17 protein-coding genes are annotated in these 21766 nt (G+C 65.4%); 8 read left to right on the forward strand and 9 right to left on the reverse strand.

Annotation, left to right across the window (positions count from 1 at the left end; genetic code table 11):
- Positions 1–183 precede the first annotated feature (183 nt).
- From AC1VXC_RS18455 to plsB, 4 genes are all read left to right on the forward strand, one after another.
- Positions 184–1086: a 5'-nucleotidase, lipoprotein e(P4) family gene (locus tag AC1VXC_RS18455; protein WP_481539337.1), complete on the forward strand. Its 903-nt coding sequence runs from the start codon at positions 184–186 to the stop codon at positions 1084–1086.
- Positions 1083–1802, forward strand: coding sequence for an orotidine-5'-phosphate decarboxylase (pyrF, locus tag AC1VXC_RS18460; protein ID WP_481539336.1), 720 nt, complete (start codon positions 1083–1085; stop codon positions 1800–1802). Before AC1VXC_RS18455 ends, pyrF begins: the two co-directional genes overlap by 4 nt.
- A 363-nt stretch (positions 1803–2165) precedes the next feature.
- Positions 2166–3128, forward strand: a complete 963-nt coding sequence (locus tag AC1VXC_RS18465; RefSeq protein WP_313172801.1) for a hypothetical protein — start codon at positions 2166–2168, stop codon at positions 3126–3128.
- A gap of 8 nt (positions 3129–3136) precedes the next feature.
- Positions 3137–5758: a glycerol-3-phosphate 1-O-acyltransferase PlsB gene (gene plsB, locus AC1VXC_RS18470; RefSeq protein ID WP_481539335.1), complete on the forward strand. Its 2622-nt coding sequence runs from the start codon at positions 3137–3139 to the stop codon at positions 5756–5758.
- A gap of 642 nt (positions 5759–6400) precedes the next feature.
- On the opposite strand, the gene AC1VXC_RS18475 is transcribed toward plsB, so the two are convergent.
- Together AC1VXC_RS18475 and AC1VXC_RS18480 are read right to left on the reverse strand one after the other, a co-directional pair.
- Complete coding sequence (locus AC1VXC_RS18475) at positions 6401–7012, reverse strand: hypothetical protein (protein ID WP_313172799.1); 612 nt, start codon at positions 7010–7012, stop codon at positions 6401–6403.
- A 143-nt stretch (positions 7013–7155) separates the two neighbouring features.
- Positions 7156–7521, reverse strand: coding sequence for a hypothetical protein (locus AC1VXC_RS18480; protein WP_313172798.1), 366 nt, complete (start codon positions 7519–7521; stop codon positions 7156–7158).
- 436 nt (positions 7522–7957) lie between these two features.
- Here AC1VXC_RS18480 and AC1VXC_RS18485 point away from each other — a divergent pair, with 436 nt between their 5' ends.
- Positions 7958–9061, forward strand: a complete 1104-nt coding sequence (locus tag AC1VXC_RS18485) for a helix-turn-helix transcriptional regulator (protein ID WP_313495327.1) — start codon at positions 7958–7960, stop codon at positions 9059–9061.
- A 218-nt stretch (positions 9062–9279) separates the two neighbouring features.
- Here AC1VXC_RS18485 and AC1VXC_RS18490 read toward each other — a convergent pair whose 3' ends face one another.
- Genes AC1VXC_RS18490 through AC1VXC_RS18500 form a run of 3 tightly spaced genes read right to left on the reverse strand, consistent with a single transcriptional unit; the run spans position 9280 to position 13516 of the window.
- Positions 9280–9486, reverse strand: coding sequence for a YdcH family protein (locus AC1VXC_RS18490; protein WP_313172796.1), 207 nt, complete (start codon positions 9484–9486; stop codon positions 9280–9282).
- Positions 9487–9503: 17 nt separating this feature from the next.
- Positions 9504–10973, reverse strand: a complete 1470-nt coding sequence (locus tag AC1VXC_RS18495; RefSeq protein ID WP_313495329.1) for a CehA/McbA family metallohydrolase — start codon at positions 10971–10973, stop codon at positions 9504–9506.
- Positions 10973–13516, reverse strand: a complete 2544-nt coding sequence (locus AC1VXC_RS18500; protein WP_481539333.1) for a TonB-dependent receptor — start codon at positions 13514–13516, stop codon at positions 10973–10975. Before AC1VXC_RS18500 ends, AC1VXC_RS18495 begins: the two co-directional genes overlap by 1 nt.
- 129 nt (positions 13517–13645) lie before the next feature.
- Here AC1VXC_RS18500 and ttcA point away from each other — a divergent pair, with 129 nt between their 5' ends.
- The 3 genes from ttcA (at position 13646) to AC1VXC_RS18515 (ending at position 16474) form a co-directional block, all read left to right on the forward strand.
- Positions 13646–14575: a tRNA 2-thiocytidine(32) synthetase TtcA gene (gene ttcA, locus AC1VXC_RS18505; RefSeq protein WP_481539332.1), complete on the forward strand. Its 930-nt coding sequence runs from the start codon at positions 13646–13648 to the stop codon at positions 14573–14575.
- A gap of 145 nt (positions 14576–14720) precedes the next feature.
- Positions 14721–15629: a recombination-associated protein RdgC gene (locus tag AC1VXC_RS18510; protein ID WP_313172792.1), complete on the forward strand. Its 909-nt coding sequence runs from the start codon at positions 14721–14723 to the stop codon at positions 15627–15629.
- 53 nt (positions 15630–15682) lie between these two features.
- The gene (locus tag AC1VXC_RS18515) at positions 15683–16474 is read left to right on the forward strand and encodes a M48 family metallopeptidase (RefSeq protein WP_313172791.1); all 792 of its coding nucleotides are present in this window, start codon (positions 15683–15685) and stop codon (positions 16472–16474) included.
- A 540-nt stretch (positions 16475–17014) separates the two neighbouring features.
- Here the strand turns inward: AC1VXC_RS18515 and AC1VXC_RS18520 are convergent.
- From AC1VXC_RS18520 to hemH, 4 genes are all read right to left on the reverse strand, one after another.
- On the reverse strand, positions 17015–19177 hold the full coding sequence (locus AC1VXC_RS18520; protein ID WP_481539331.1) for a methyl-accepting chemotaxis protein: 2163 nt from the start codon (positions 19175–19177) through the stop codon (positions 17015–17017).
- Positions 19178–19190: 13 nt separating this feature from the next.
- The gene (locus AC1VXC_RS18525) at positions 19191–19667 is read right to left on the reverse strand and encodes a hypothetical protein (protein ID WP_481539330.1); all 477 of its coding nucleotides are present in this window, start codon (positions 19665–19667) and stop codon (positions 19191–19193) included.
- A gap of 125 nt (positions 19668–19792) precedes the next feature.
- Entirely contained in the window at positions 19793–20656 is an 864-nt protein-coding gene (locus tag AC1VXC_RS18530; RefSeq protein ID WP_481527170.1) for an alpha/beta fold hydrolase, read from the reverse strand.
- Positions 20653–21615, reverse strand: a complete 963-nt coding sequence (gene hemH / locus AC1VXC_RS18535; RefSeq protein WP_481539329.1) for a ferrochelatase — start codon at positions 21613–21615, stop codon at positions 20653–20655. The genes AC1VXC_RS18530 and hemH overlap by 4 nt, the downstream gene beginning before the upstream one ends.
- Positions 21616–21766 lie beyond the last annotated feature (151 nt).

Genomic DNA, 21766 nt, shown 5'->3' on the forward strand with positions numbered 1-21766 from the left:
CCTCGCGCGCCGCCCCACCACACACCGAACCCAACCACCCCACAAACACCCCCCGCTCCTCGCGACACCACACCACCCCCCCCCCCCCCCCACCCCGGTTTTAGCCCCGGTTTTGACCCGGCAAGGCGGGCAAAGCGGGGAGCCGGTAAACTTGGCCGGTTTTCGAAGATCCCGGTAGTTTCCATGTCCCGATTCCCCGCCCTTCCCCTGCTGGCCGGCGCCCTGCTGTCGCTGGCCGCCTGCAGCACCACCGCGCCGCAGCACCACGTTTCGCCGGCCCCCGCCGATGCGGTCGTGGCCCCGGCCAATGCGCCCAACGACAACCTCAATGCCGTGCTGTGGGTGCAGCGTTCGCAGGAATACCGGGCCAGCGCGCTGCAGACCTGGAAGCTGGCCGGCGCGCAGCTGGATGCGGCCCTGGCCGATGGCCGCTGGACCGCGCTGCTGCCGGAAGAGGGCGGCAACCATCAGTCGGCGACCCTGAAGCCGGCTGTGGTGGTGGACGTGGACGAAACCGTGCTCGACAACTCGCCCTACCAGGCGCGCCTGGTGAGTGAGGGCACCAGCTACAACGACGCCACCTGGGAAGCCTGGGTGGACGAGCAGAAGGCGCAGCCGGTGCCGGGCGCGGTGCAGTTCGCACAGGCCGCTGCGGCCAAGGGCGTGACCATGATCTACATCAGCAACCGCACCGCGGCGATGAAGGACGCCACCATCGCCAACCTGCGCAAGGTCGGCTTCCCGGTCGCCGATGACAGCGTCTATCTGGGCCTGGGCACGCCGGTGCCGGGCTGCACCGAGCACGGCAGCGAGAAGGGCTGCCGCCGCCAGCTGGTGGCGCAGCAGTACCGCGTGCTGATGCAGGTGGGCGACCAGTTCACCGATTTCCTGCAGGTCGAGGACAACAGCCTGGCCGCGCGCGACCTGCTGCTGGACAAGTACCAGGGCTGGATCGGCTCGCGCTGGTGGATCCTGCCCAACCCCACCTACGGTGGCTGGGAAGGGGCCGCGATCAACAATGCCTGGTCGCTGCCGGCCGATCTGCGCAATGGCGCCAAGCGCGAAGCCCTGGAGCTGGCCCGATGAACCGTGCACCGTTGCCGCTGCGCAATGACGAGCGCCTGATCTTCGCCCTGGACGTGCCCGGCAAGGCTGAGGCCCTGGAATGGGTGGAGAAGCTCGGCGACGCCGTGTCGTTCTACAAGATCGGCATGGAACTGCTGGCCTCGGGTGAATACTTCGACGTGCTGGACGCGCTGGCCAAGCGCGACAAGCGCGTGTTCGTCGACCTGAAGTTCTTCGACATTCCGGCCACCATTGCCGGCGTCATCCGGCGCCTGTCGCAGTGGCCGGTGAGCTATTGCACCATCCATGGCTGGCACCCCGGCATGATGGAAGCGGCTGCGGCCGCCAACAGCTCGGAGATGCGCCTGCTGGCGGTCACCGTGCTGACCTCGATGGGGCGCCCGGACCTGGCCCAGATGGGCATCGACCGCGAACCCGTCGACGTGGTGGTGGAGCGCGCGCTGGCCGCGCAGCGCGCCGGCATCGACGGCGTGATCGCCTCGGGCCAGGAAGCCGCGCCCATCCGCGCGGCAACCGGTCAGGGTTTCTCCATCGTCTGCCCCGGCATCCGCCCCGGTGGCCCGGTGGGTGACGACCAGCAGCGCACGGTCGGCGTGGCCCAGGCCTTTGCCGACGGCGCCGATGCCATCGTGGTCGGCCGGCCGATCCGCCTGGCCACCGATCCGCGTGCCACGGCGCTGGCTATTCAGCGTGAAATCGCCGAATCAGTCAAATAAAATCAATTACTTATATAGTTGTTTATAAAGTGTTGCTTTAACTGAATCGGGCGCGTAGGCTACGTTCCGTCCGGCTCTGCCGGCGATGCGTCAAACATGTCTACCGGCTTCGCGCCGGCTTGAGGGGTCTGTCACCGGCAACGGGGCGGCCTCTTTTTTTATGCCTGGATCTGGGCGTCGGGACTGGGGATTCGCAGTGGGCAACAGCGCTCGTCGCTTTGGTGGAGTGGAAATCCTGCCGTCCGCCTTTATCCAATCTCCAATCCCGACTCCCAAATCGCCGCTCCACCGTGACGGCCGTGCTTGCTGCTGTCACCGGGCAGGCATCAAGATGCTCGGCCTACGGGGAGGATCGACGCCGCCATGCAACGCCGTTCACTACGCAGCTGCCACCGCATCGTTCTGGCTTCGGTCTGCCTTGTAGCCCTTTTGGCCGCCTGCAAGCGCAACACCGAGCCCTTGCCGGGCGCCGCCACCGAGCCGGCTGCGGCGGTGCGGCAATTGGCCCAGCACCTGCGCAACAACGACCTGGTCGGTTACGCCCGCGCTGCCGTGCCCCCTGCCCAATATGCCGAGCTCGAAGCCGCCTGGGCCCAGGGCCATAGCCGTTGGCCGCTGACCGAGCTGCCGCTGGACGAAAAGCTGCCCGCGCTGCTCGCCACGCTGTCGGAGAAGGACGCCGAACGCAGCCTGCAGCGCGCCTTCAAGGCACAGCTGGAAGGGCAGACCGCCGCCGTGCGGCAGGCCGCGCATTCGCTGGGTCTGTTCGGCGTGCAGTACATCAGCCACCAAGGTGACTACAACGCGGCCGAACGTGCGCATTACGTGCAGCTTGTCACCGCGCTCAGCGACTGGGCACAGGCTGCGCCATTGTCCGATCCGAAGCTGGCCCAGACCTCGATCGCCACCCTCACTGCCGCTGCGCGCGCGACCGGTCTGGCTGGCGATCAGGCCTTCCAGCAGGCCGGGATGACTGGCAGCCTGCAGAAACTGGGGCCGTTCGCCGCGGCCAGCAAGCAGGTGCTGGCCGCCTACGGGCTGAAGCTGGATGAAAGCGTGGAACAGATGCGTACCGGCCTGGTGTCGCAGGACGGCGACCGCGCCACCGTGCGTGTGCAGTACCCGCTGGCGGGCAAGGAACTGGACCTTGAGGTGGCCCTGGTAAGGCGCGACAAGCGCTGGTACCTGGCGCGCACCCTGGGTGACGTGGACGCCGTGCTGGCGGCCGCACGCACCGCTGAGCAGGCCAAGGCCGATGCCTTGCAGGCGGCCGACGTCCCAGATCCGGAAACACCGGACAACGCCGCAGCGGCGGCTAAGCCATAATGGCGCCGATGTCGAAACAGAAATCCCAGCCCGACCAGGGTGAACTGCTGCCGCCGGACGACGCCAACGCGCCGCCCGCCACTCCTGCTGCCATTGTGCCGGGCGCCTCTGTGCGACCAGCACCGGCGGCCCGTGCCGCGCGTCGCCCGTGGTGGGCGCGCCTGCTGGGCAAGCTGATCGAGCCCTGGCTGGGCCTGAAGATCGAGCCGGAGCAGGCTGGCCAGCACAACGATGGCCGCCCGGTGGTGTACGTGCTGGAGGACTACGGTCTGTCCAACGCACTGATCCTGGACAAGGCCTGCCGTGATGCCGGCCTGCCGTCGCCGCTGGTGCCGCTGGCCGGTGACCCGACCGGGCGCAAGCGCGCCTATGTGGCGCTGTCGCGGCGTTCCAGCAACAGCGCGCTGATCCCCGAGCAGCGCGGTGCCAAGACCCATTCCGATTCGCTGGCCAAGCTGCTGCAGGCGCACCGCGCCAACCCGGGCCTGGACGTGCACCTGGTGCCGGTGTCGATCTTCGTCGGCCGCGCCCCGGACAAGCAGAGCGGCTGGTTTGCGGTGCTGTTCTCGGAAAACTGGGCGCTGGTGGGCCGCTTCCGCCGCCTGCTGGCGATCCTGCTCAATGGCCGCGACACCATCGTCCGTTTCGCCCCGCCGGTCTCGCTGCGTGGCACCGTCGACGAGGGCCTGGAGCCGGAGCGCACCGTGCGCAAGCTGCAGCGCGTGCTGCGCACCCATTTCCGCCGCATCCGCGAATCGATCATCGGCCCGGACCTGTCGACTCGTCGCCTGCTGGTGGACAAGGTGCTGGAATCGGATTCGGTGCGCGAAGCCATCGCCGTGCAGGCCAAGCGCGACAACTCCAAGACTACCGAGGCCTGGAAGAAGGCGCAGGGCTATGCCTGGGAGATCGCCGCCGACTACTCCACCCCGGTCGTGCGTTCGGCCAGCTTCATGCTCAGCCACGTCTGGAACCGCATCTATGCCGGCGTGCTGGTGCATCACCTGGACAAGTTCAAGGAAGCGGCACCGGGCCACGAAATCATCTACGTGCCCAGCCACCGCAGCCACATGGACTACCTGCTGCTGAGCTACCTGCTGTACGACCGTGGCATCGTGCCGCCGCATATCGTGGCCGGCATCAACCTCAATCTGCCGGTGGTCGGTACCCTGCTGCGCAAGGGCGGTGCGTTCTTCATCCGCCGCTCGATCAAGGGCAACGCGCTGTACTCGGCGGTGCTCAGCGAGTACGTCGCACAGCTGGTGGCCGGTGGTTATTCGATCGAGTACTTCGTCGAGGGCGGACGCTCGCGTACCGGTCGCCTGCTGCAGCCCAAGGGCGGCATGATCTCGATGACGCTGCGCGCCTTCCTGCGCCAGCCGCGCAAGCCGGTGTTGTTCCAGCCCATTTACGTCGGCTATGAAAAGCTGATGGAGGGCAACAGCTACCTGGACGAGCTCACTGGCCGGCCCAAGGAAAAGGAATCGATCTGGGCGCTGCTGTGGGGCATTCCCAAGGTGCTCAAGCAGAACTACGGCCAGGTGGTGGTGAACTTCGGCGAGCCGATCGCGCTCAACGATGTGCTGGCGAAAATGGCGCCCGAATGGGATGGGCAGCCGGTGCCCGAGGACGAGAAGCCGAGCTGGTTGTCCGGCACGGTCGACACGCTTGCCGAGCAGATCCAGGAACGCATCAACGCCGCCGCCGACGTCAACCCGATCAACCTGCTGGCGCTGGCATTGTTGTCCACGCCCAAGCACGCGATGGGCGAGGCCGACCTGATCGCGCAGATCGAACTGTGCAAGAAGCTGCTGGTGGAAATGCCGTATTCCGACCGGGTCACGGTCACCCCGCATTCGCCCGAGCGCATCATTGCCCACGCCGAGGAAATCAACGTTCTCACCCGCATCAAGCACCCGCTGGGCGATGTGCTCAGCGTCAGTGGCGACACCGCGGTGTTGTTGAGTTATTTCCGCAACAACGTGCTGCACCTGTTCACCGCATCGTCGTGGGTGGCCTGCTGCTTCCAGAACAATCGCCGCATGAGCCGTGGTGGCCTGCTGCGGCTGGGTCGCGGCCTGTATCCGTTCCTGCAGGCGGAGTTGTTCCTGCCCTGGACCGAGGACGAATTCGCCGCGCGCATCGACCAGACCATCGACGTCTTCGTGCGCGAAGGCCTGCTGCAACACGTGGGCGAAGACGATGGCGGAATGCTTGCGCGCAGCACCGGCCAGACCGATGAGGTGTTCCGTCTGCGTGCGATTGGCCATTCGCTGCAACAGGCATTCGAGCGCTATTACATCGCCATCTCGGTGTTGGTGAAGAACGGCCCGGGCACGCTCGGCGCGGGTGAACTGGAAAGCCTGTGCCAACAGGCCGCACAGCGCCTGAGCCTGCTGTACGCACCGGCCGCGCCGGAGTTCTTCGACAAGACCCTGTTCCGCGGCTTCATCCAGAAGATGCGTGAACTGCGCCTGGTCTGGCCGGACCAGAACAGCAAGCTGCTGTTCGACGAACGCCTGGATGCCTGGGCCAAGGACGCCAAGTTCATCCTCGGCCGCGAACTGCGCCACACCATCGAGCGTGTGAGCCCGGAAGCGGTGAAGCCGGAAGTGCCGCCAGCAGCTTGAGCGGCAACCCCGTAGAGCGGAGCCATGCTCCGCTGGGGCATGGCCGGAGTCCGCTGTCTTGTAGGAGCGGCGTAAGCCGCGATGCCACAACTCAATCAGGTTGCAGGCATGCCGGTGATTGCAACGCTGCCGGTTTCGCGGCTTAGCCGCTCCTGCAGCCCTGAAATTGTTTGCAAGGCCGCTTGCCGAGCATGGCTCGGCACTACCGCTGCTGCTCCCTCCCTTTGCCGCAGGCATGGGGAGAGTTGGGGTGGGGTGGGTTCTGCTTTGCGGCTTGCGGCCCGGTGTACGGATGCTTTGCGGGTAAAGCGCCTGCCGAGCATGGCTCGGCACTACCGCTGCTGCTGCTCCCTCCCTTTGCCGCAGGCAAGGGGAGAGTTGGGGAGGGGTAGGTTCTGGTCTGTGGTTTGCGGCCCTGTGTACGGATGCTTTGCGGGTAAAGCCCCTGCCGAGCATGGCTCGGCACTACCGCTGCTGCTCCCTCCCTTTGCCGCAGGCAAGGGGAGGGTTGGGGAGGGGTAGGTTCTGCTCTGCGGCTTGCGGCCCGGTGTACGGATGCTTTGCGGGTAAAGCCCCTTGCCGAGCATGGCTCGGCACTACGCGGCGGTGAGGGGCTGCGGGTCGTGCACGTGCCCGCCGCGCTCAGCGGATTGATTTCAGTGATTCAAGGGTGTCCTGAATCATTTTTGTCTCGGCAGGGGTCTGCTCCGAAAGCGCTGGCATTCTTTGCAGTTGTTCCTTCAGGCTGGTCGCCAATGCCACCCTTGCCTTGGCGTTTTCCGCATCCGCGGTTGCTATCGACGTGGTCATCTGCAGTATTTGGTTGAAGAGCTCCAGGTACTCGGTTGAACTGAAGGCGTTGTTGAGAGAGGCCTCGCACAGGCGGAACATCGCGTCGCGTGCAAGAAGAACCGAATGATTCCTTCCCGCCAGTTCCATCGCGCTGGCTGACATGTCCATCTCAGTCCCGGCTTCCGCGCCTTTCGTCGCCTTGCCGCTGGCTTTCAGCTTGCTGGCCAGAACCAGGGCTACATCGGGTGAGGGCTCTGCACAGAAGCGGTACTTTCCTGCAGAGGTGGCAGGGATGATGATTGTTCCGCGACGAGAGGAATCATAGGTGAGCCAGGTGGACCCATCGTCGAGGGTTCGCTTGCTGGCGAGCGGGGTGAAATTCGCGCATCCGGCCGTTGCCAGAAGCAGTGCTGCAAGTCCTGCCCGGCCCACGCCGTTGAACGGCCGCTTGCTTGTGCTCATGCTCTCTCTCCGTTGTTGGTGCTGGAATGGGTGCGCGCATCAACCCGAGTGCGTCCGGTAGCCGACTGCATCAGCAAGTGGGTCCCGCCTTGGGTTCGGAGACTGCGTGCCTCAGCACAGGCCTGTAGCGGTAGTGGCGTGGGTTACGAACGCTCATAAACGGCTTGACCCGAGGTGTCGGTGGAGGTGCAGCGAAGGCGGGACGGCGACTGTTTCTCGCAGAGCAGATAGGTGGCTCCCTGCTTGTTCTTGAACTGGAGCGTCTCTCCGTCCTTGGAGAAGACAAGTGCTGTGGCCAATGTTCTGGGGTAGTTGTAGATGCTGTTGCCTACGCTGATGGCTATGCTTCCAGTCATCAACACCTGACCATCGAATTCGCTGAACTCAATGGCGTTGCGGCTCTCACCACTTGTCTCCTTCCATTTTCCCAGCCACCCGGACTGAGCGCTTGCAGGCAGTGCAGTTGCGGTCATCAGGAAGATTGCAGACAGGCGGCATGGCTTGTTCATGGTGATCTCTTGATTGGGACGCAAGCCGCGCTGTGATGCCGGTCCATGGACTTCGGCGCACCCATCACCCGGCGGGGCATGGCGAGTGCAGGGCCGAGCAAGACTGCGAAGGTATGCGTGCGTCTGCCCAAGGTTCCCCTGCCGCTTTCCCAGGCCTGTGGTTCGGGGGGCTGACGGTGCAAGCCACGCAGCGCCCAGTCCACGACAGTTGACCGCAGCGGAAAAACCCAAAACACTCCCTGTCAGGGCTTGACAACCGGGGGATGGCCTTGAAGCGGGAGCATCGATTCATAGCGCGTCGGGGCATCGCCCCTCCCGCCGGTTGCCGGCTGGGTCCAAGGGGGGTGCGTGGATGAGCATGGTTCGTGCCGGCACAGCCTCGATCGGAACACCGTCCCGCCGATCAGCCGCTGCAACGCAGCAGCGGGAGCGGCGTTTGGGCGAACTGCTCGAACCCCTGTATGCCGCGGTGCTGGATATCTCTGCGTTGCAGACCTTCAACCGACGCCTGGCCGAGTTCACCGACAGCCACATCACCGGTGTGCTCATCCATGATGTTGCCGCCGGCAAGGGACAGGTAAGCCATGTCCATGGCGTGGATCATGCACGCATGGCTGGACTGCTGGCTGACCTGGACCTGCGCGAGGATCCGTGGATGAAGCGGGTGACACCGCAGTTGGCCATCGGCCGGGTGTTGAACACGGATGCATTCGTGGCCCGCAGCGAAGCACTGAACAATGGTTTCCATGACGCCTATTACCGGCAGCTGGATATCGTCCAGCAGGTGGCGTCGGTGGGCCTGTACGACGGCAGCAGTTCGGTGACGTTGTCGTTGTGCCACGGCGATATCCATCGTGCCTATGGCGAGGCGGAACTGGGGCTGATGCAGGCGCTCACGCCGCACTGGATCAATGCCTACGCGATGCTGCGGCGGATCAGCGGCCTGCAGCAGCAGGTAACCACGTTGGAGCAGGCGCTGGAGCATTCGCCGGTGGCGATGTTGATGCTGGGCAGGGACCTGCGTATCTGTCGCTGCAATGCCGCTGCCGAACGTTTGCTGGGAGGTGGCCTGTTGCGTCGCGAGGAGGGCCGGTTGAACGTGGCCGGCCGCGCGCGGGCGGGTGTACAGGGTTTGTTGCAGCGGGCATTGCGCGGCGACAGCCGCTTGTCCGGTGGCGATGTGGAAAAACTGATAGTGCATGACGGCGCGCAGCGTCCGCAGCTGGTGCTGACCGCGCACCGGCTTGTGCAATGGTCGCCGCACGAGCAGGGCGCATTATTGGTGTTCGTGCGCGAGGTGGGGCAGGCTGCGGAATCGTTGGAGCCCATCTTGCGAAAGTTGTTTGGGCTTACAGAAGCCGAATCGCGTTTGGCCCTGGCCCTGCATCGGCATGCTGATATTGGCGTCGCGGCGCAGGAATGTGGGATTACCCAAGGCACGGCGTTGAGCCGGCTCAAAACCATTTATGACAAGACCGGGGAGCGCGGCCAGGTCAGCTTGGTGCGTTTGATTGCCGCGTTGGCCACGGTCTGTAATTGATCCGTTGGACTGCCTTGCTGCAAGGCTTGCAGGAGCGGCGTAAACCGCGAAGCCGCTGCTCAATCAGGGGGCAGGCATGCCGGTGATCTCAATGCTGCCCGCGTCGCGGCTTGCCCCGCTGCCACAATCCCGGCGGGGTTGATGGGTTGTAGTGGAAGGCCTCTGCCGAGCATGGCTCGGCACTACTGTTTGTTGGCGGGTTTTGTGTTGAGCCGCGCTCAGGCTGGCTCGTCCGGGATCAGCATGCTTTCCAGCTTGGTGATGCAGTCCTTGAGCTGCAGCTTGCGCTTCTTCAGGCGCTTGGCGTCCAGGTCGTCGTCGGGATTGGCGGCCAGCTTGGCGATACGTTCGTCCAGGCTGCGGTGCTCGGCCCGCAGCTCGGCGATGCGCTGGTTCAGCTCGTGGATTGGCGGCAGCTCGGACATGCCGCCAGCTTAGCCGGTCAGCGCGGCCAGTTCACGTATACCGGGTTGCCCAGTAGCAACAGGCTGCCATCGGCGTCGCGCGCGTCCACCCGCAGCCAATGCCGCTTGCCGTCCGAGCGCCAGCGCAGGCTGGCCTGCTGCACACCATTGGCGCCGGTCTCCACGCTGCTGGGATGGCGCTGGCCATCGACGATCAGCTCGATTCGCACCGGCCGCGGATAGTCCAGCTCGGCATGCAGGGTAGCCCATTGCCCGGCCGGCAATGCCAACTGCTGGCCCATCTCCGCGCGCTGCCCCGCATCACTCTGCAGCCACAGGTCCAAGCGACTGCCGGCGACATTGCGCACATCCACCACCACCCGGCCCTGCTTGAGCGCGGCAAGGATGGCGTTGCGCGACAGCGCCGGCGCATGCACCAGCGTGGCCGGCAGGCCGATCGGGGAGGGGCCATTGGCCGCGCCCGGGTTGTGGCTGTCACTGCCACCGATGGCGGTCATGCGCCGACCTTGCTGCAGTTGTTTCTCCCAGAAGCCGACGCCGGCGCGCGGGCCATCGGCCTGGCTGCCGTTGACCACTTCCACCGCCTGCACAGCCGCCATGTCCACCGGCGTGGCCGGGGTCCAGCCGCAGCCCATGCAGTCCTCGCCCGAGGGCAGCGCGGGGTGGTTGATCGAGAACACCGCGTCGCTGCGCTTGAGCTGGCCCAGCAGGCTGCTCCAGTCCGGCACCTGCTCGCCCAGCCGGAAGGGCAGCGGGCCGTTGACGCCGAAAACATTGGCATGGCCCTGGAAGGTGGTGACCTCCATGCCGGGGATCAGCAGCAACTGGTCGAACCACGGTTGGTGGCGGGCTACTTCCTCCAGGTGCGAGACGGTGTTGTGCTCGGTGAGGGCGACGAAATCCAGGCCCTGGCGTACCGCCGCCTGCAGGCTGAGGAACAAGGGGCAGGGCACCTTGCGGCCCTGCTGGCTGCTGCAGCTGCCGTCGCTGTGGGTGCTGTGCATGTGCAGGTCGCCGCGGTACCAGCCGGCGCTGTCACGCAGCACCGGGTCATTGCGGTCGCTGCCGGCGTCTACCTCGGCCTCGCTCCACAAGGTCACTTCCACCTTGTACGGCGTCCGCACCCTGGCGCGGATATTGGGAATGCCGAGCAGCACCTGCCATTGGCCTGCTGGGATTGCACCTGGCAGGTAGCCGCCGCTGGCGTCGTAGCGGGACACGTTGATCGACGAACGCGAACCGCCGCTCCAGCCACGGAAGCCGTTGGCATCGAGCAGGCCGAGGTCGATGACGGTGCGGTCCTGCGCGCCGTCATGGTGCAGGGTGACGGCGACGCGACCGGTGCCGGCCGGCACGTCGAACGGCAATGCCAGGTAGCGTTGGTGGTCCTTGCCTTCCAGCGTGCCCTGTAGCTGCAGCACGTCAGCCGCCTGTGCGTTGGTGCTGGCGGCAAGCGCCGCCAGCAATACGGGGAGCAAGCTACGCATCAGAAGCGGTACATCACGGCCATGCGGTAGTTGCGGCCCAGCAGCGGTCGGGCGATGAAGGCGCTGGCACCGGCATCGCTGCTGGACAGTTCACCGGCGCGCGGATTGCCTTCGGTCAGGCCCAGCGAGTTGGTGACGTTGTCGACGTAGCCGTAGATCGAGAAGCGATCGGTCAGCTCGTAACGCGCGCTGAGGTTGAGTACTTCGTAGGACGGCAGCCGCACCGAGTTGGCGGTATCCACATAGCGCTCACCCTGGTGCTCGGCGGCCGCCTGCAGACGCAGGCGCTGGTCGAGCAGATTGATGCCGGCGACGAGGCGCCCGCCCAGCTCCGGCACACGGATCAGCTGGTTGCCGACGAAGTCACGCAGCACCGGCGCACCGTTGACCAGTTCGCTGTAACGCAGGTCGCGGTACTGCGCATCCTGCCAGGTGGCGGTCAGGCGCAGGTCGAGCCAGTCGGTGGGGTACCACGCGGTTTCCAGCTCCACGCCGAAGGTGCGGGTGCTGGCATAGCCGGCCTCGCGGCTGGACACACCGGTGTTCGGGTTGAAGTTGTAGTTGCTGAAGCCGACGTTGTCGTACTTGGTGTAGAAGGCAGTCGCGTAGGCGCTGAACAGCGGGTTGGCGAACTTGAAGCCGATCTCGGCCAGATCCATCGTCTGGGTATCGGCAACCTTGCCGTTGGCGGCGGCGCAGGCAGCGACGGTTTCGGCCGAGCTTGCGTCGCAGTTGTCGTTGCGGGTGATGTAGTTGCCCAGGCTGGGCAGGCGGAAGGCCGAGGTCCAGCGGCCGAACACGCCCATGCTGTCGTTGAACTGCCAGTTGGCACCGATCGACCAGCCCAGGTCGTCCGAGCTCAGGTCGTGGTTCACGTACATGCCCGAGCCGGTCAGCATCTGCGAGGTGGCCAGGGTGCCGCCGTTGACGCTGCGGCGAACCTCGTTCCAGCCACTGCTGCTGGCCTTTTCCCAGCGCAGGCCGCTGTCGATGCGCAACTGATCATTCACCTGCCACTCGTCGCTGACGTAGAAGGCATGCGTCTTCTGCTCGCCGGAGGCGTTGTTCCATTCGTAGCCGTAGCGCCACACACCGTTGTCGGTGAAGGTCTTCAGCACCTGGCCATTGGCGTCCAGCGCTACCAGCCCGAGCAGGCTGGCATTGTTGCTGGCGTCCATCAGCACCGAGGACGAATAGCGGCTGTAGTCTTCCTTGGTCGAGGCCATGTAATAGCCCAGGGTCAGGTTGTGCTGCTGGCCGCCGAGGTCGAAGCTGCGCATCAAACGGGTGTCGCTGACGAACTCACGCACCGGGATGTCCAGGCCGCGCAGGCCACCAATGACCAGCAGGCCGTTGCCGTTCTGGTTGGCGGTGTTGAACTCACCGCTGCCGTTGACGTAACGCAGGCCCAGCGAGGCGGCGCCGGGTACGCCGGCCAGCAGGCTCTTCTGCCCATCGAGGAAGGTGGCAGCCGGGGTCAGCGAGTTCGGGAACACGCCGTTGCGGATGGTGTCGGTCTTGCTGAAGCGCGCCGACTGCGCCAGCTCCCAGCCGGCACCCAGTTCGGTTTCCAGTTTCAGCGTGAGCTGGTCACGTTTGACGTGGGTGCCTTCGCTGTTGTCGAAGTCCCAGCCACGGCCATCGGCGGTCTTCATCGACAGATGGCGCGTCTCCGGACCGGCCAGGGTGCCGTGATTGCCGTCAAAGCCGGGTACTGCGCGGATGTCGCCTTTGCCGTTGGTGTACATGGGGATGCCCAGGTACAGGGCGACGCGGTCGTCCATGTGCTTGGCATCGATGCTGAAGCGCCCGCCTTCGAACTCCTTGGCCAGGTTCAGGCGGAACTGGCCGCCTTCGTTGCCGTTGAAGCCGGGATCGCGGACGCCGTCCTCGACCCGGTAGAAGCCGCCGAGCAGCAGCTTCCAGCCATTGGCCAACGGGCTGCCATAGGCGAAGTCCATGCGGTTCAGGCCGCTGTCGCCGACGGTGTACTTGAACACGCCGCTGGCTTCGTCGCCGACCTGGCGCGGGATGAAGTTGATCGCACCGGCCGGCGCGTTGGAGTACATCACCGATGCCGGACCACCACGCACCACTTCGATACGCTCGATGGTTTCATCCAGGCGGAAGGCCTGGTCGCCGTTGAGATAGCCCAGCGCGGGGTCGTGCACCACCGGAATGCCATCTTCCAGCAGGGTCACCGAACCGAAGCCGTCGACCGGGATGCCGCGTGCGCGGATATTGCCGCTGGCTTCGCCGCCGGAGGCCTCCACCCAGAAGCCGGGCACCGACTTCAGCGCCTCGGTGACGCTGGTCGGCGCCTGCATGCGCAGTTGTTCTTCCTCGATATTGGTTACCGAATAGCTGGTTTCCACCTTGGTCCGCACACCGGTGCCGCTGCGGCCGGTGACGATGACGGTATCCAGGTCCTTGGCCACGGCGGGTGCGGGTGTGGCGGCATCCTGGGCCAGTGCGGCGGCCGGAGCCAGAGCGGAAAGCAGGAGCGCGTGACAGACAGCAGAAGCAAGACGGGTAGGGAGCACGATGGAGTCAACAACTGAACAGGGAGTCAGAAATGCTGTCATCGCGTGGTGACGCCGGTATTACGCTTTTGTGCAACGCTGCTGCAGCCGACGCTGTGGAGGCGCGTCCCAGCCGGTAGAATGCCCGGGATGAGCGCTGTCATTTCCCTGCCCAATCCCGCCCCGCGGGCCCGTGATCCGCACGTGGCCGAACGTGAACACCAGAAACTCGGCAAACGCCTGCGTCACCAGGTAGGCCAGGCCATTGCCGACTTCGGCATGATCGAGGCCGGCGACAAGGTGATGGTCTGCCTGTCCGGCGGCAAGGACAGCTATACCTTGCTGGACATCCTGTTGCAGCTGCAGAAGAAGGCGCCGGTGCCGTTCGAGCTGGTGGCGGTGAACCTGGACCAGAAGCAGCCGGGTTTCCCCGAGCATGTGCTGCCGGAATACCTGGCGTCGGTGGGCGTGCCGTACCACATCATCGAACAGGACACGTATTCGGTGGTCAGCCGGGTGATTCCGGAAGGCAAGACCATGTGCTCGCTGTGCTCGCGCATGCGCCGTGGCTCGCTGTACACCTATGCCGAAGCCAATGGTTTCACCAAGATCGCGCTGGGCCACCACCGCGATGACATGGTGGCTACCTTCTTCATGAACCTGTTCCACCATTCCAAGATTTCCGGCATGCCGCCGAAGCTGCGCAGCGACGACGGCAAGCATGTGGTGATCCGCCCGCTGGCCTATGTGCGCGAAGCGGACATCATCGAGTACGCCAACACCCGCCAGTTCCCGATCATTCCGTGCAATCTGTGCGGCAGTCAGGAAAACCTGCAGCGCAAGCAGATCGGCCTGATGATGAAACAGTGGGAGAAGGACACGCCTGGCCGCATCGAACAGATCTCGCGCGCGCTGGGTGATATCCGCCCCTCGCAACTGGCCGACCCCAAGCTGTTCGACTTCATGGCGCTGGGTCGCCGTGAAGACGCGCCGCAGTCTGATGCGCAGGCGTGGCTGGATGGCAGCGACAAGCAGCAGGATCAAGCAGCCCTTCTCCCGCCGGGAGAAGGCCTGGGATGAGGGCAGGCAGTGCTACGGTGGTTTGAAACCAGGCACCGCGCATCACCCTCTTCCGCCCCCGGCTCCACGGGGGCCCGCTCTTCGGAGCAGCTTCTCCAGCGACGAGAAGCAAGCCCCTGAACCATGAATACGAAATAGGACATCCATGTTTTTCAAGAACCTCACGCTGTTCCGTTTCCCTACCTCCATTGATTTCTCCGAAGTCGACACGCTGCTGCCGCAGGTGGTGCTCAAGCCGGTAGGCGCGCTGGAAATGACCTCGCGCGGTTTCATCTCGCCGTTTGGTCGTGAAGAAAAGACCCAGTTCTCGCACCGCATCGGCGATGCGCTGTGGCTGACCGTCGGCGGTGAAGACAAGATCCTGCCCAGCGTGGTGGTCAACGATCTGCTGCAGCGCAAGCTGGAAGAGATCGAAGAGAAGGAAGGTCGCAAGCCCGGTGGGCGTGAGCGCAAGCGCCTGAAGGACGACCTGTTGCATGAGCTGCTGCCGCGCGCCTTCGTCAAGAGCTCGCGTACTGACGCCTTCCTCGATCTGCAGCACGGTTATGTCGCCGTCGACAGTTCCAGCCGCAAGACCGGCGAGAACGTGATGAGTGACATCCGCGGCATGCTCGGCAGCTTCCCGGCAATGCCGCTGAACGCCGAAGTCGCACCGCGCGCCATCCTGACCGCGTGGATCGCCGGCGAACCGCTGCCCGAAGGCCTGAGCCTGGGCGAAGAATGCGAGATGAAGGACCCGGCCGAAGGTGGCGCGGTGGTCAAGTGCCAGCATCAGGAACTGCGCTGCGACGAGATCGACAAGCACCTGGACGCCGGCAAGCAGGTCACCAAGCTGGCGCTGGTGTTCGAGGACAACTTGTCCTTCGTGCTCGGCGACGACCTGATCGTGCGCAAGCTGAAGTTCCTCGATGGTGCGCTGGACCAGCTCGAGCACATCGACGAGGAAGGCCGCCGCGCCGAACTGGATGCCCGCTTCGCCCTGCAGAGTGGTGAAATCCGCCGACTGTTCCTGTTGTTGGAGCAGGCATTCAAGCTGAGCAAGGCTGATAGCTGAACCCGTTGCTGACCTACCCGGTTTCGTAACCGGGTAGGGACTATGCTGGGACCATGGTTAGTCTGCTTCGCCGTCTGATGACCCCCGCCGCGCCGGTGATCCAGCGCGACACGGTGCGCCTGCGTCTGGACGATGCCGAGATCGAAGTGCTGCGCGTGCGTGATCCGCGTGCACGCCGGCTCAAGCTCAGTGTGGACGAACGCGGTGCACGGCTGACCTTGCCGCTGCGGGCGAGCCTGGTTTCCGGCGAGCGTTTCCTGCAGGCCAACCGGCAATGGCTGCAGCAGCAGTTGGCGCGGCTGGGAGGCGATGGCTTGCTGGCACCGGCCTTGCGCCTGCGTGAGTCCGGTGTGCTGCCGTTGCGCGGTGAGCTGTTGCCGGTGCAGTGGCAGGAAGGGCGGTTTACCCGCATCGAGGCGGATGCCGATGGAGTGACGATCCAGTTGCCGGCGCGTGCAGGGGAGCCCGCCTTGCGGCGCGCGCTGCGCGAATTCTACGAAGTGCAGGTGCGTGCCGATGTCGGCCAGTGGCTGCCGCGTTATCTGCCGGGCCTGGCGCGGGCGCCGTCACGGCTGCGGCCCAAGGTGATGTCCTCGCAATGGGGATCACTGGCGCCGGATGGCTCGATGGCGCTGGATCTGGCCTTGGTATTGGCGCGGCCATCGGCGTTTGAATACGTATTGGTGCACGAGCTGTGTCATCTGCTGCAGGCCAACCACTCGCCGGCGTTCTGGGCGGAAGTGGAAGCGCGTTTTCCTGCGTGGCGGGATGAACGTGATTACCTGCGCGAGGAAGGCCGCAGGTTGAAGAGCACCTTGCATCAGCTGCTGCGGACGCAAGGCTGAGGCCAAAGCAGGCCACTGTAGTGCCGAGCCATGCTCGGCAAGGGCCTTACCGGCAAGATCAGAGGCGTCCCCTCACCCCAACCCTCGCTCCACGCCCCGGCCCTTGCGCTGGCGCAAGGGCGTTCGACGGGCAGCGAACCAATGGTTCGCAAGCTGCCCCTCTCACCCCGCAAGCGGGAGAAGGGCTAAAGAACTAGCCAAAAGCCAAAAGCCAAAAGCCAAAAGCCAAAAGCCAAAAGCCAAAAGCCAAAAGCCAAAAGCCAAAAGCACCCCTCCCCAACCCTCCCCTTGCCTGCGGCAAAGGGAGGGAGAACGGCGGGCGCTGCCGGCGGCGAAGCAGCTGCCAAGTGCATGCTCCGTCCCCTCCCTTTGCCGTAGGCAAGGGGAGGGCTAGGGAGGGGTGCCTTTGCTCCCGCTCCTGCTGATGCTTTTACTGCTACTGCTACTGCTACTGCTATCTCTATCTCTATCTCTATCTCTGCAACAGCCGTAGCAAAAGAAAATGCAGAAACAAAGGCAATCCTTCCAGCTGCAACAACCTCATCCCGCCCGCCGCATCACTCCGATCTCAGCCTCAATCTCCGCCGAATAGCGGAACACCGAAACCGCCTCCGCCAAGGCATCTGCCTGCGCTTCCATCGAACGCGCGGCCGCGCTGGCTTCTTCCACCAGGGCGGCATTCTGCTGGGTGGTCTCATCCATCTGCACGACGGTGTGATTGACCTGCTCGATGCCGGCCGACTGTTCCTGCGAGGCTGCCGCAATCCGCGCGACGATGTCGCTGACCTGCTGTACCGAACCGACGATCTCATTCATGGTGCTGCCGGCCTGCGCCACCAACGCGGCACCATCATCCACCTTGCCCATCGAATCGACGATCAGCTCCTTGATCTCGCGCGCGGCCGTGGCCGAGCGCTGCGCCAGGCTGCGGACTTCCGACGCCACCACCGCGAAGCCGCGGCCCTGCTCGCCGGCACGCGCGGCCTCCACTGCGGCATTCAGTGCCAGGATGTTGGTCTGGAAGGCGATGCCGTCGATCACGCCGATGATCTCGGCAATCCGCTTGGATGACAGCTCGATCGCCTGCATCGTCGCGACCACCTGGCCAACCACATCGCCGCCACGTGCGGCGACATCGGCCGCACCCACTGCCAGCTGGTTGGCGTGGCGGGCCGACGCCGCGTTCTCGCGCACGGTCGAAGTCAGTTCCTCCATCGAGGCGGCGGTTTCCTCCAGGTTGGCGGCCTGTTGCTCGGTGCGGCGCGACAGGTCGTCATTGCCTGCAGCCAGTTCGTGGGCGGCGCTGTTGATCGCCAGCGAGCACTGTTTGATCTGGCCTACGATCCCGGTCAGGCGTTCGGCGGTCAGGTTGGCGTCGATCTTCATCGCCTCGAAATCGCCGGCGTAGTCACCGCGCACACGATGGTCCAGGTCGCCAGCGGCCAACGCGGACAGCATCGCGCGCAGCTCACCGGTGGTGGTGGCGACCACCTCCAGCAGCTGGTTGATGCCGGTGGTGAGGGTCTGGATGAAGCCGGTTTCGGCTACGGTCTGCAGGCGCTGGTCGAGCGCACCGGCCGAGGCGGCGGCGACGATGTCGGCCACGCTGTTCTCCAGCAGCAGTTCCTGGGTGCGGTCATGCCACTCCACCGCGAAGCCGCTGCGGCTGCCGTCAGCGTTGAACACCGGCGTCACCACCTGGCTGAAATGTACCGGACCGATCCTGATCTGGCCGTTGTGGGGCTTCTGCAGTTGGTCGAGCATGCCGCGGATGCGCGCCGGATTGGCGTGGAAGCGATGGATGCTGCTGCCGATCAAGGTGTCGACGTTGAAGTCGGGGAAGGCCTTGCGCAGCGTTTCCTGCTGGTTGCGCAGCAGCGCCACCACGGAACGGTTCACGTAGCGGATGATGTGCTCGTTGTCGGCAATCATCATGCCGGTACGGGAGGCGTCCAGCGAGGCGCGGATCTGGGTGTTCTCGTGGTGCAGGGCGGTTTCCTGCTGGTGCCGTTGGGCAAGCTGGTGGCGCATCCGCAGCACGCCGTCGGCCAGGCTGCCGGGTGCAACCCGATGGTCGTCACCGATGGCGTCACTGTCTTCGCCACTGGCGATGGCATCCACCATCGCGCGCAGGCGCGCGGGCGCTGCGCCCAGGGTCAGTACCTGGCGGCGCAGCTGCACCGCCATCGCGCTGATGAAGGCGGTTTCCACCACCACGTACAATGCGTGCAGCAACACGATGCCGAAGCCACTGCCCGCAGCGAAGGCGCGCACCGGCAGGCCACGCGTCTGCAGCCAATAGAAGGCCAGGTGATGCACGCTGATCGCGGCGGCAGCAACCACCACCGGGATCCAGTCGCGGTAGTACAGCAGCAGCGCGATCACCACGAAGACACCGAAATGCATCTCCACCAGGCCATTGGCCTGCTGGATGGTGGCGGCGACCAGCGCCATCAGCACCAAGGCCACGGTGACCCGGCTGAGCAGGCTGCCCGGTGCCAGCTTGATCTGTACCGCCATCAGCGCCAGCGAAGGCAGGCTGATCGCGAAGAACGGCAGCCACTGCCCCGACCACAGCGCCAGCGCCAGCGACGCCAGGCCGAGGATCAGGCCGAAGTACAGGAACAGTCGGTCCGCCGCGCAGGCCAGCTGCGTGTAATAGGCGTCGGGAGGTGGCGTCGTGGCGTGGGGGCGAGCGGACATCGGGAACTCCTGGTCAACAGGAACAGCGGGAGGGAAGGAAGAGCGGTGGGCTGCGTTCGGTGAGCAAGGCCGGCAGCCAGCTGGCCAGGGCTGCATCGCTGCGGCCACAGGCCAGTGCCGACGGACGCAGCGGACCGGCATAGAGCGGGTGGCCATCGGTCGCCAGCACCAGCAGCTCGTAGGCGGCGGTGGTGGTCAGGGTGAGGGTGCGCGCGCCGTGTGCCTGCAGCGCGGTGTTGAGCTGTTGCCAGGCCTGCTCGTCCTGTACGCAATCGCAACCGGGCGTGTTCAGCCGGATTGCCAACGGCGCGGCCGTTGCAGGCAGTTGCCCCTGTGCGCGCAGTCCATCCACCAGCGCAGTCACCGCTGCTTCGTCACCGCCGGGGCGGTGGCCGAGCGCGGCTACGCTGGTCGTGGTCCAACCCAGCCAGCAGGCGAGCAGGATCAGGCCGGTGATGACACCGGGCCGGAGGGCGTGGCGGGGGAGCATGCGATGGTGGGACGCGCAGCACCCGTTGCGAGGCTGCGGGACTTCTTCTCGATTACGGCAATGCCGGGGTTATCGGCTGCCGTACGCACTACTGAACCCGGTGGCGTACACACCGGGTGTCTTATTCAGCTGGCGTCGGGCAATGCAGCGATGAAGTCTCGGATGATCGCTGCGACGGCCCCGGGGTCATCCATGTGCACATGGTGGTGGCCGGGCAGGGTGTGCAGGCGGCCATCGGGCAGCAGCGCCGCGCGCTGGCTGCGTTCCGGTTCCGGGAAGTAGGGCTGGGCCGGGGTGGCGTAGATCACCTGCACCGGGCAGAGGATGGCGCTAACCACATCGCAGACCTGTTCCTCGGTCATGCGCACGGCGGTGGGCAGCATCAGCCGCGGATCGCTGCGCCAGCTCCAGCCGCCGTCGACGGTTTTGACCCCGCGTTCAATCAGCAGGCGTGCGGAGGCCTCGCTGAGCTGGTTGACCATCATCCGCGCGCGGACCGGCGCGCTCAGGTCGGGGAATACCCGCAGCTGCTTGGCGTCCAGCTTCAGCATCGCTTCCACATAGGTGCGCAGGCGCTGCACGGTTTCCCCGGCCGGGGCGGTGAGGCCGCCCAGGGCCTCGATCGATACCAGTGCCTGCACCCGTTCACCGGCCACCGCAGCGACCAGGCTGGCAATGGCCGCACCCATCGAATGGCCCAGCAATACAAAGCGCTCCCAGCCCAGTGCATCGGCAATGGCCAGGGTCTGCACGATCGCGTGCGGGGTGGTGTAGGGCGTGGTCAGCGGCAGATGGTCGCTATAGCCATGGCCGGGCAGGTCGACCATCACCAGGTCGAGCGTGGGCAGTTGCGCGGCCAACGGCAGGAAGCTGGCTGCATTGTCGAGCCAGCCGTGCAGGGCCAGCACTTTCAGGCCATCCGGGTTGCCGGCGCGCAGGCCGGCGACGCGGATGCCATCGAGCTGCAGTTCAAAAGGCGTTGCGTTCATGCCGGCTGCGCCGCCGCCAGCGCGGCCAACGCAGCGGCATGGGCGCTGCTGTCATTGAGGCAGGGAATGTAGCGCATGCGCGCGCCACGTTCGGCCAGGGTTTCGGTGAAGCCCATCTGCACTTCTTCCAGGGTTTCCAGGCAATCGGTGGCAAAACCCGGGCAGACCACGTCCAGGGTCTTGATGCCGCCTTCGGCCAGTTCCCATAGCCGTGGCTCGGCGTAGGGCTGTAGCCAGCGCTCGCGGCCAAAACGCGATTGATAGGCCAGCTCCCAGTCATCGCGGGTCAGGCCGAGCGCCGTGGCAATGGCCTTGGCGCTGGCCTCGCAGCGCTGCGGGTAGGGATCGCCAGCGTCGGCCAAGCGTTGCGGGATGCCATGGAAGGAGAACATCAGCTTGCCGCCGCGGCCGTGTTCGGCCCAGTAATCGGCAATGGAGGCGGCGACCGCCGCGACCCAGGCCGGGTCGTCGGCGTAGTCGCGGATGGTCTGCACCGTCACCTTCGGATTGCGTGCCTGCCATTGCTGGACACGGTCCTCGATGGAGGCGGTGGTGGTGGTGGAGTATTGCGGATACAGCGGCAGCACCACGATCCGCTGCACGCCTTCGGCGGCCAATGCATCCAGCGCGGGCAGCAGGGCCGGCTCGCCGTAGCGCATGGCCTCGCGCACCCGCCACTGCGGCAGCTGGCCTTGCATGGCCTCGGCCAGGCGGCGGGTATAGACCGCCAGCGGCGAGCCTTCGGGCAACCAGACCTGGGCGTACTTCTGCGCCGAACGGCCGCTGCGCAGGGGCAGGATCAGCCCGTGCAGCAGCGGTTTCCATAGCAGGGCGGGGATGGACACCACGCGGGGGTCGCTGAGGAATTCGGCCAGATAGCGCCGCACCGCAGGAGCGGTCGGTGTCTCGGGCGTGCCTAGATTGACCGCGAGCAGCGCGGTAGTGGGTGCGTCGGACATCCGGCCATTTTCGCAGGTATGGACGGAGAAGGGAGCGCAGCAGGTTTGCTGTAGTGCCGAGCCATGCTCGGCAGGGGCTTTACCGATGATGCCCAATGTAGTGCCGAGCCATGCTCGGCAGAGGCTTTACTGGTAACGCCCCCTGCCGAGC

The sequence above is a fragment of the Stenotrophomonas sp. STEN033 genome (assembly GCF_056856655.1).

Excerpts from the sequence above, each read along its gene's own strand:
- AC1VXC_RS18455 (WP_481539337.1), top strand. The coding sequence starts at position 184 with ATGTCCCGATTCCCCGCCCTTCCCCTGCTGGCCGGCGCCCTGCTGTCG.
- pyrF (WP_481539336.1), top strand. The coding sequence starts at position 1,083 with ATGAACCGTGCACCGTTGCCGCTGCGCAATGACGAGCGCCTGATCTTC.
- AC1VXC_RS18465 (WP_313172801.1), top strand. The coding sequence starts at position 2,166 with ATGCAACGCCGTTCACTACGCAGCTGCCACCGCATCGTTCTGGCTTCG.
- plsB (WP_481539335.1), top strand. The coding sequence starts at position 3,137 with ATGTCGAAACAGAAATCCCAGCCCGACCAGGGTGAACTGCTGCCGCCG.
- AC1VXC_RS18475 (WP_313172799.1), bottom strand. The coding sequence starts at position 7,012 with ATGAGCACAAGCAAGCGGCCGTTCAACGGCGTGGGCCGGGCAGGACTT.
- AC1VXC_RS18480 (WP_313172798.1), bottom strand. The coding sequence starts at position 7,521 with ATGAACAAGCCATGCCGCCTGTCTGCAATCTTCCTGATGACCGCAACT.
- AC1VXC_RS18490 (WP_313172796.1), bottom strand. The coding sequence starts at position 9,486 with ATGTCCGAGCTGCCGCCAATCCACGAGCTGAACCAGCGCATCGCCGAG.
- AC1VXC_RS18495 (WP_313495329.1), bottom strand. The coding sequence starts at position 10,973 with ATGCGTAGCTTGCTCCCCGTATTGCTGGCGGCGCTTGCCGCCAGCACC.
- ttcA (WP_481539332.1), top strand. The coding sequence starts at position 13,646 with ATGAGCGCTGTCATTTCCCTGCCCAATCCCGCCCCGCGGGCCCGTGAT.
- AC1VXC_RS18510 (WP_313172792.1), top strand. The coding sequence starts at position 14,721 with ATGTTTTTCAAGAACCTCACGCTGTTCCGTTTCCCTACCTCCATTGAT.
- AC1VXC_RS18515 (WP_313172791.1), top strand. The coding sequence starts at position 15,683 with ATGGTTAGTCTGCTTCGCCGTCTGATGACCCCCGCCGCGCCGGTGATC.
- AC1VXC_RS18520 (WP_481539331.1), bottom strand. The coding sequence starts at position 19,177 with ATGTCCGCTCGCCCCCACGCCACGACGCCACCTCCCGACGCCTATTAC.
- AC1VXC_RS18525 (WP_481539330.1), bottom strand. The coding sequence starts at position 19,667 with ATGCTCCCCCGCCACGCCCTCCGGCCCGGTGTCATCACCGGCCTGATC.
- AC1VXC_RS18530 (WP_481527170.1), bottom strand. The coding sequence starts at position 20,656 with ATGAACGCAACGCCTTTTGAACTGCAGCTCGATGGCATCCGCGTCGCC.
- hemH (WP_481539329.1), bottom strand. The coding sequence starts at position 21,615 with ATGTCCGACGCACCCACTACCGCGCTGCTCGCGGTCAATCTAGGCACG.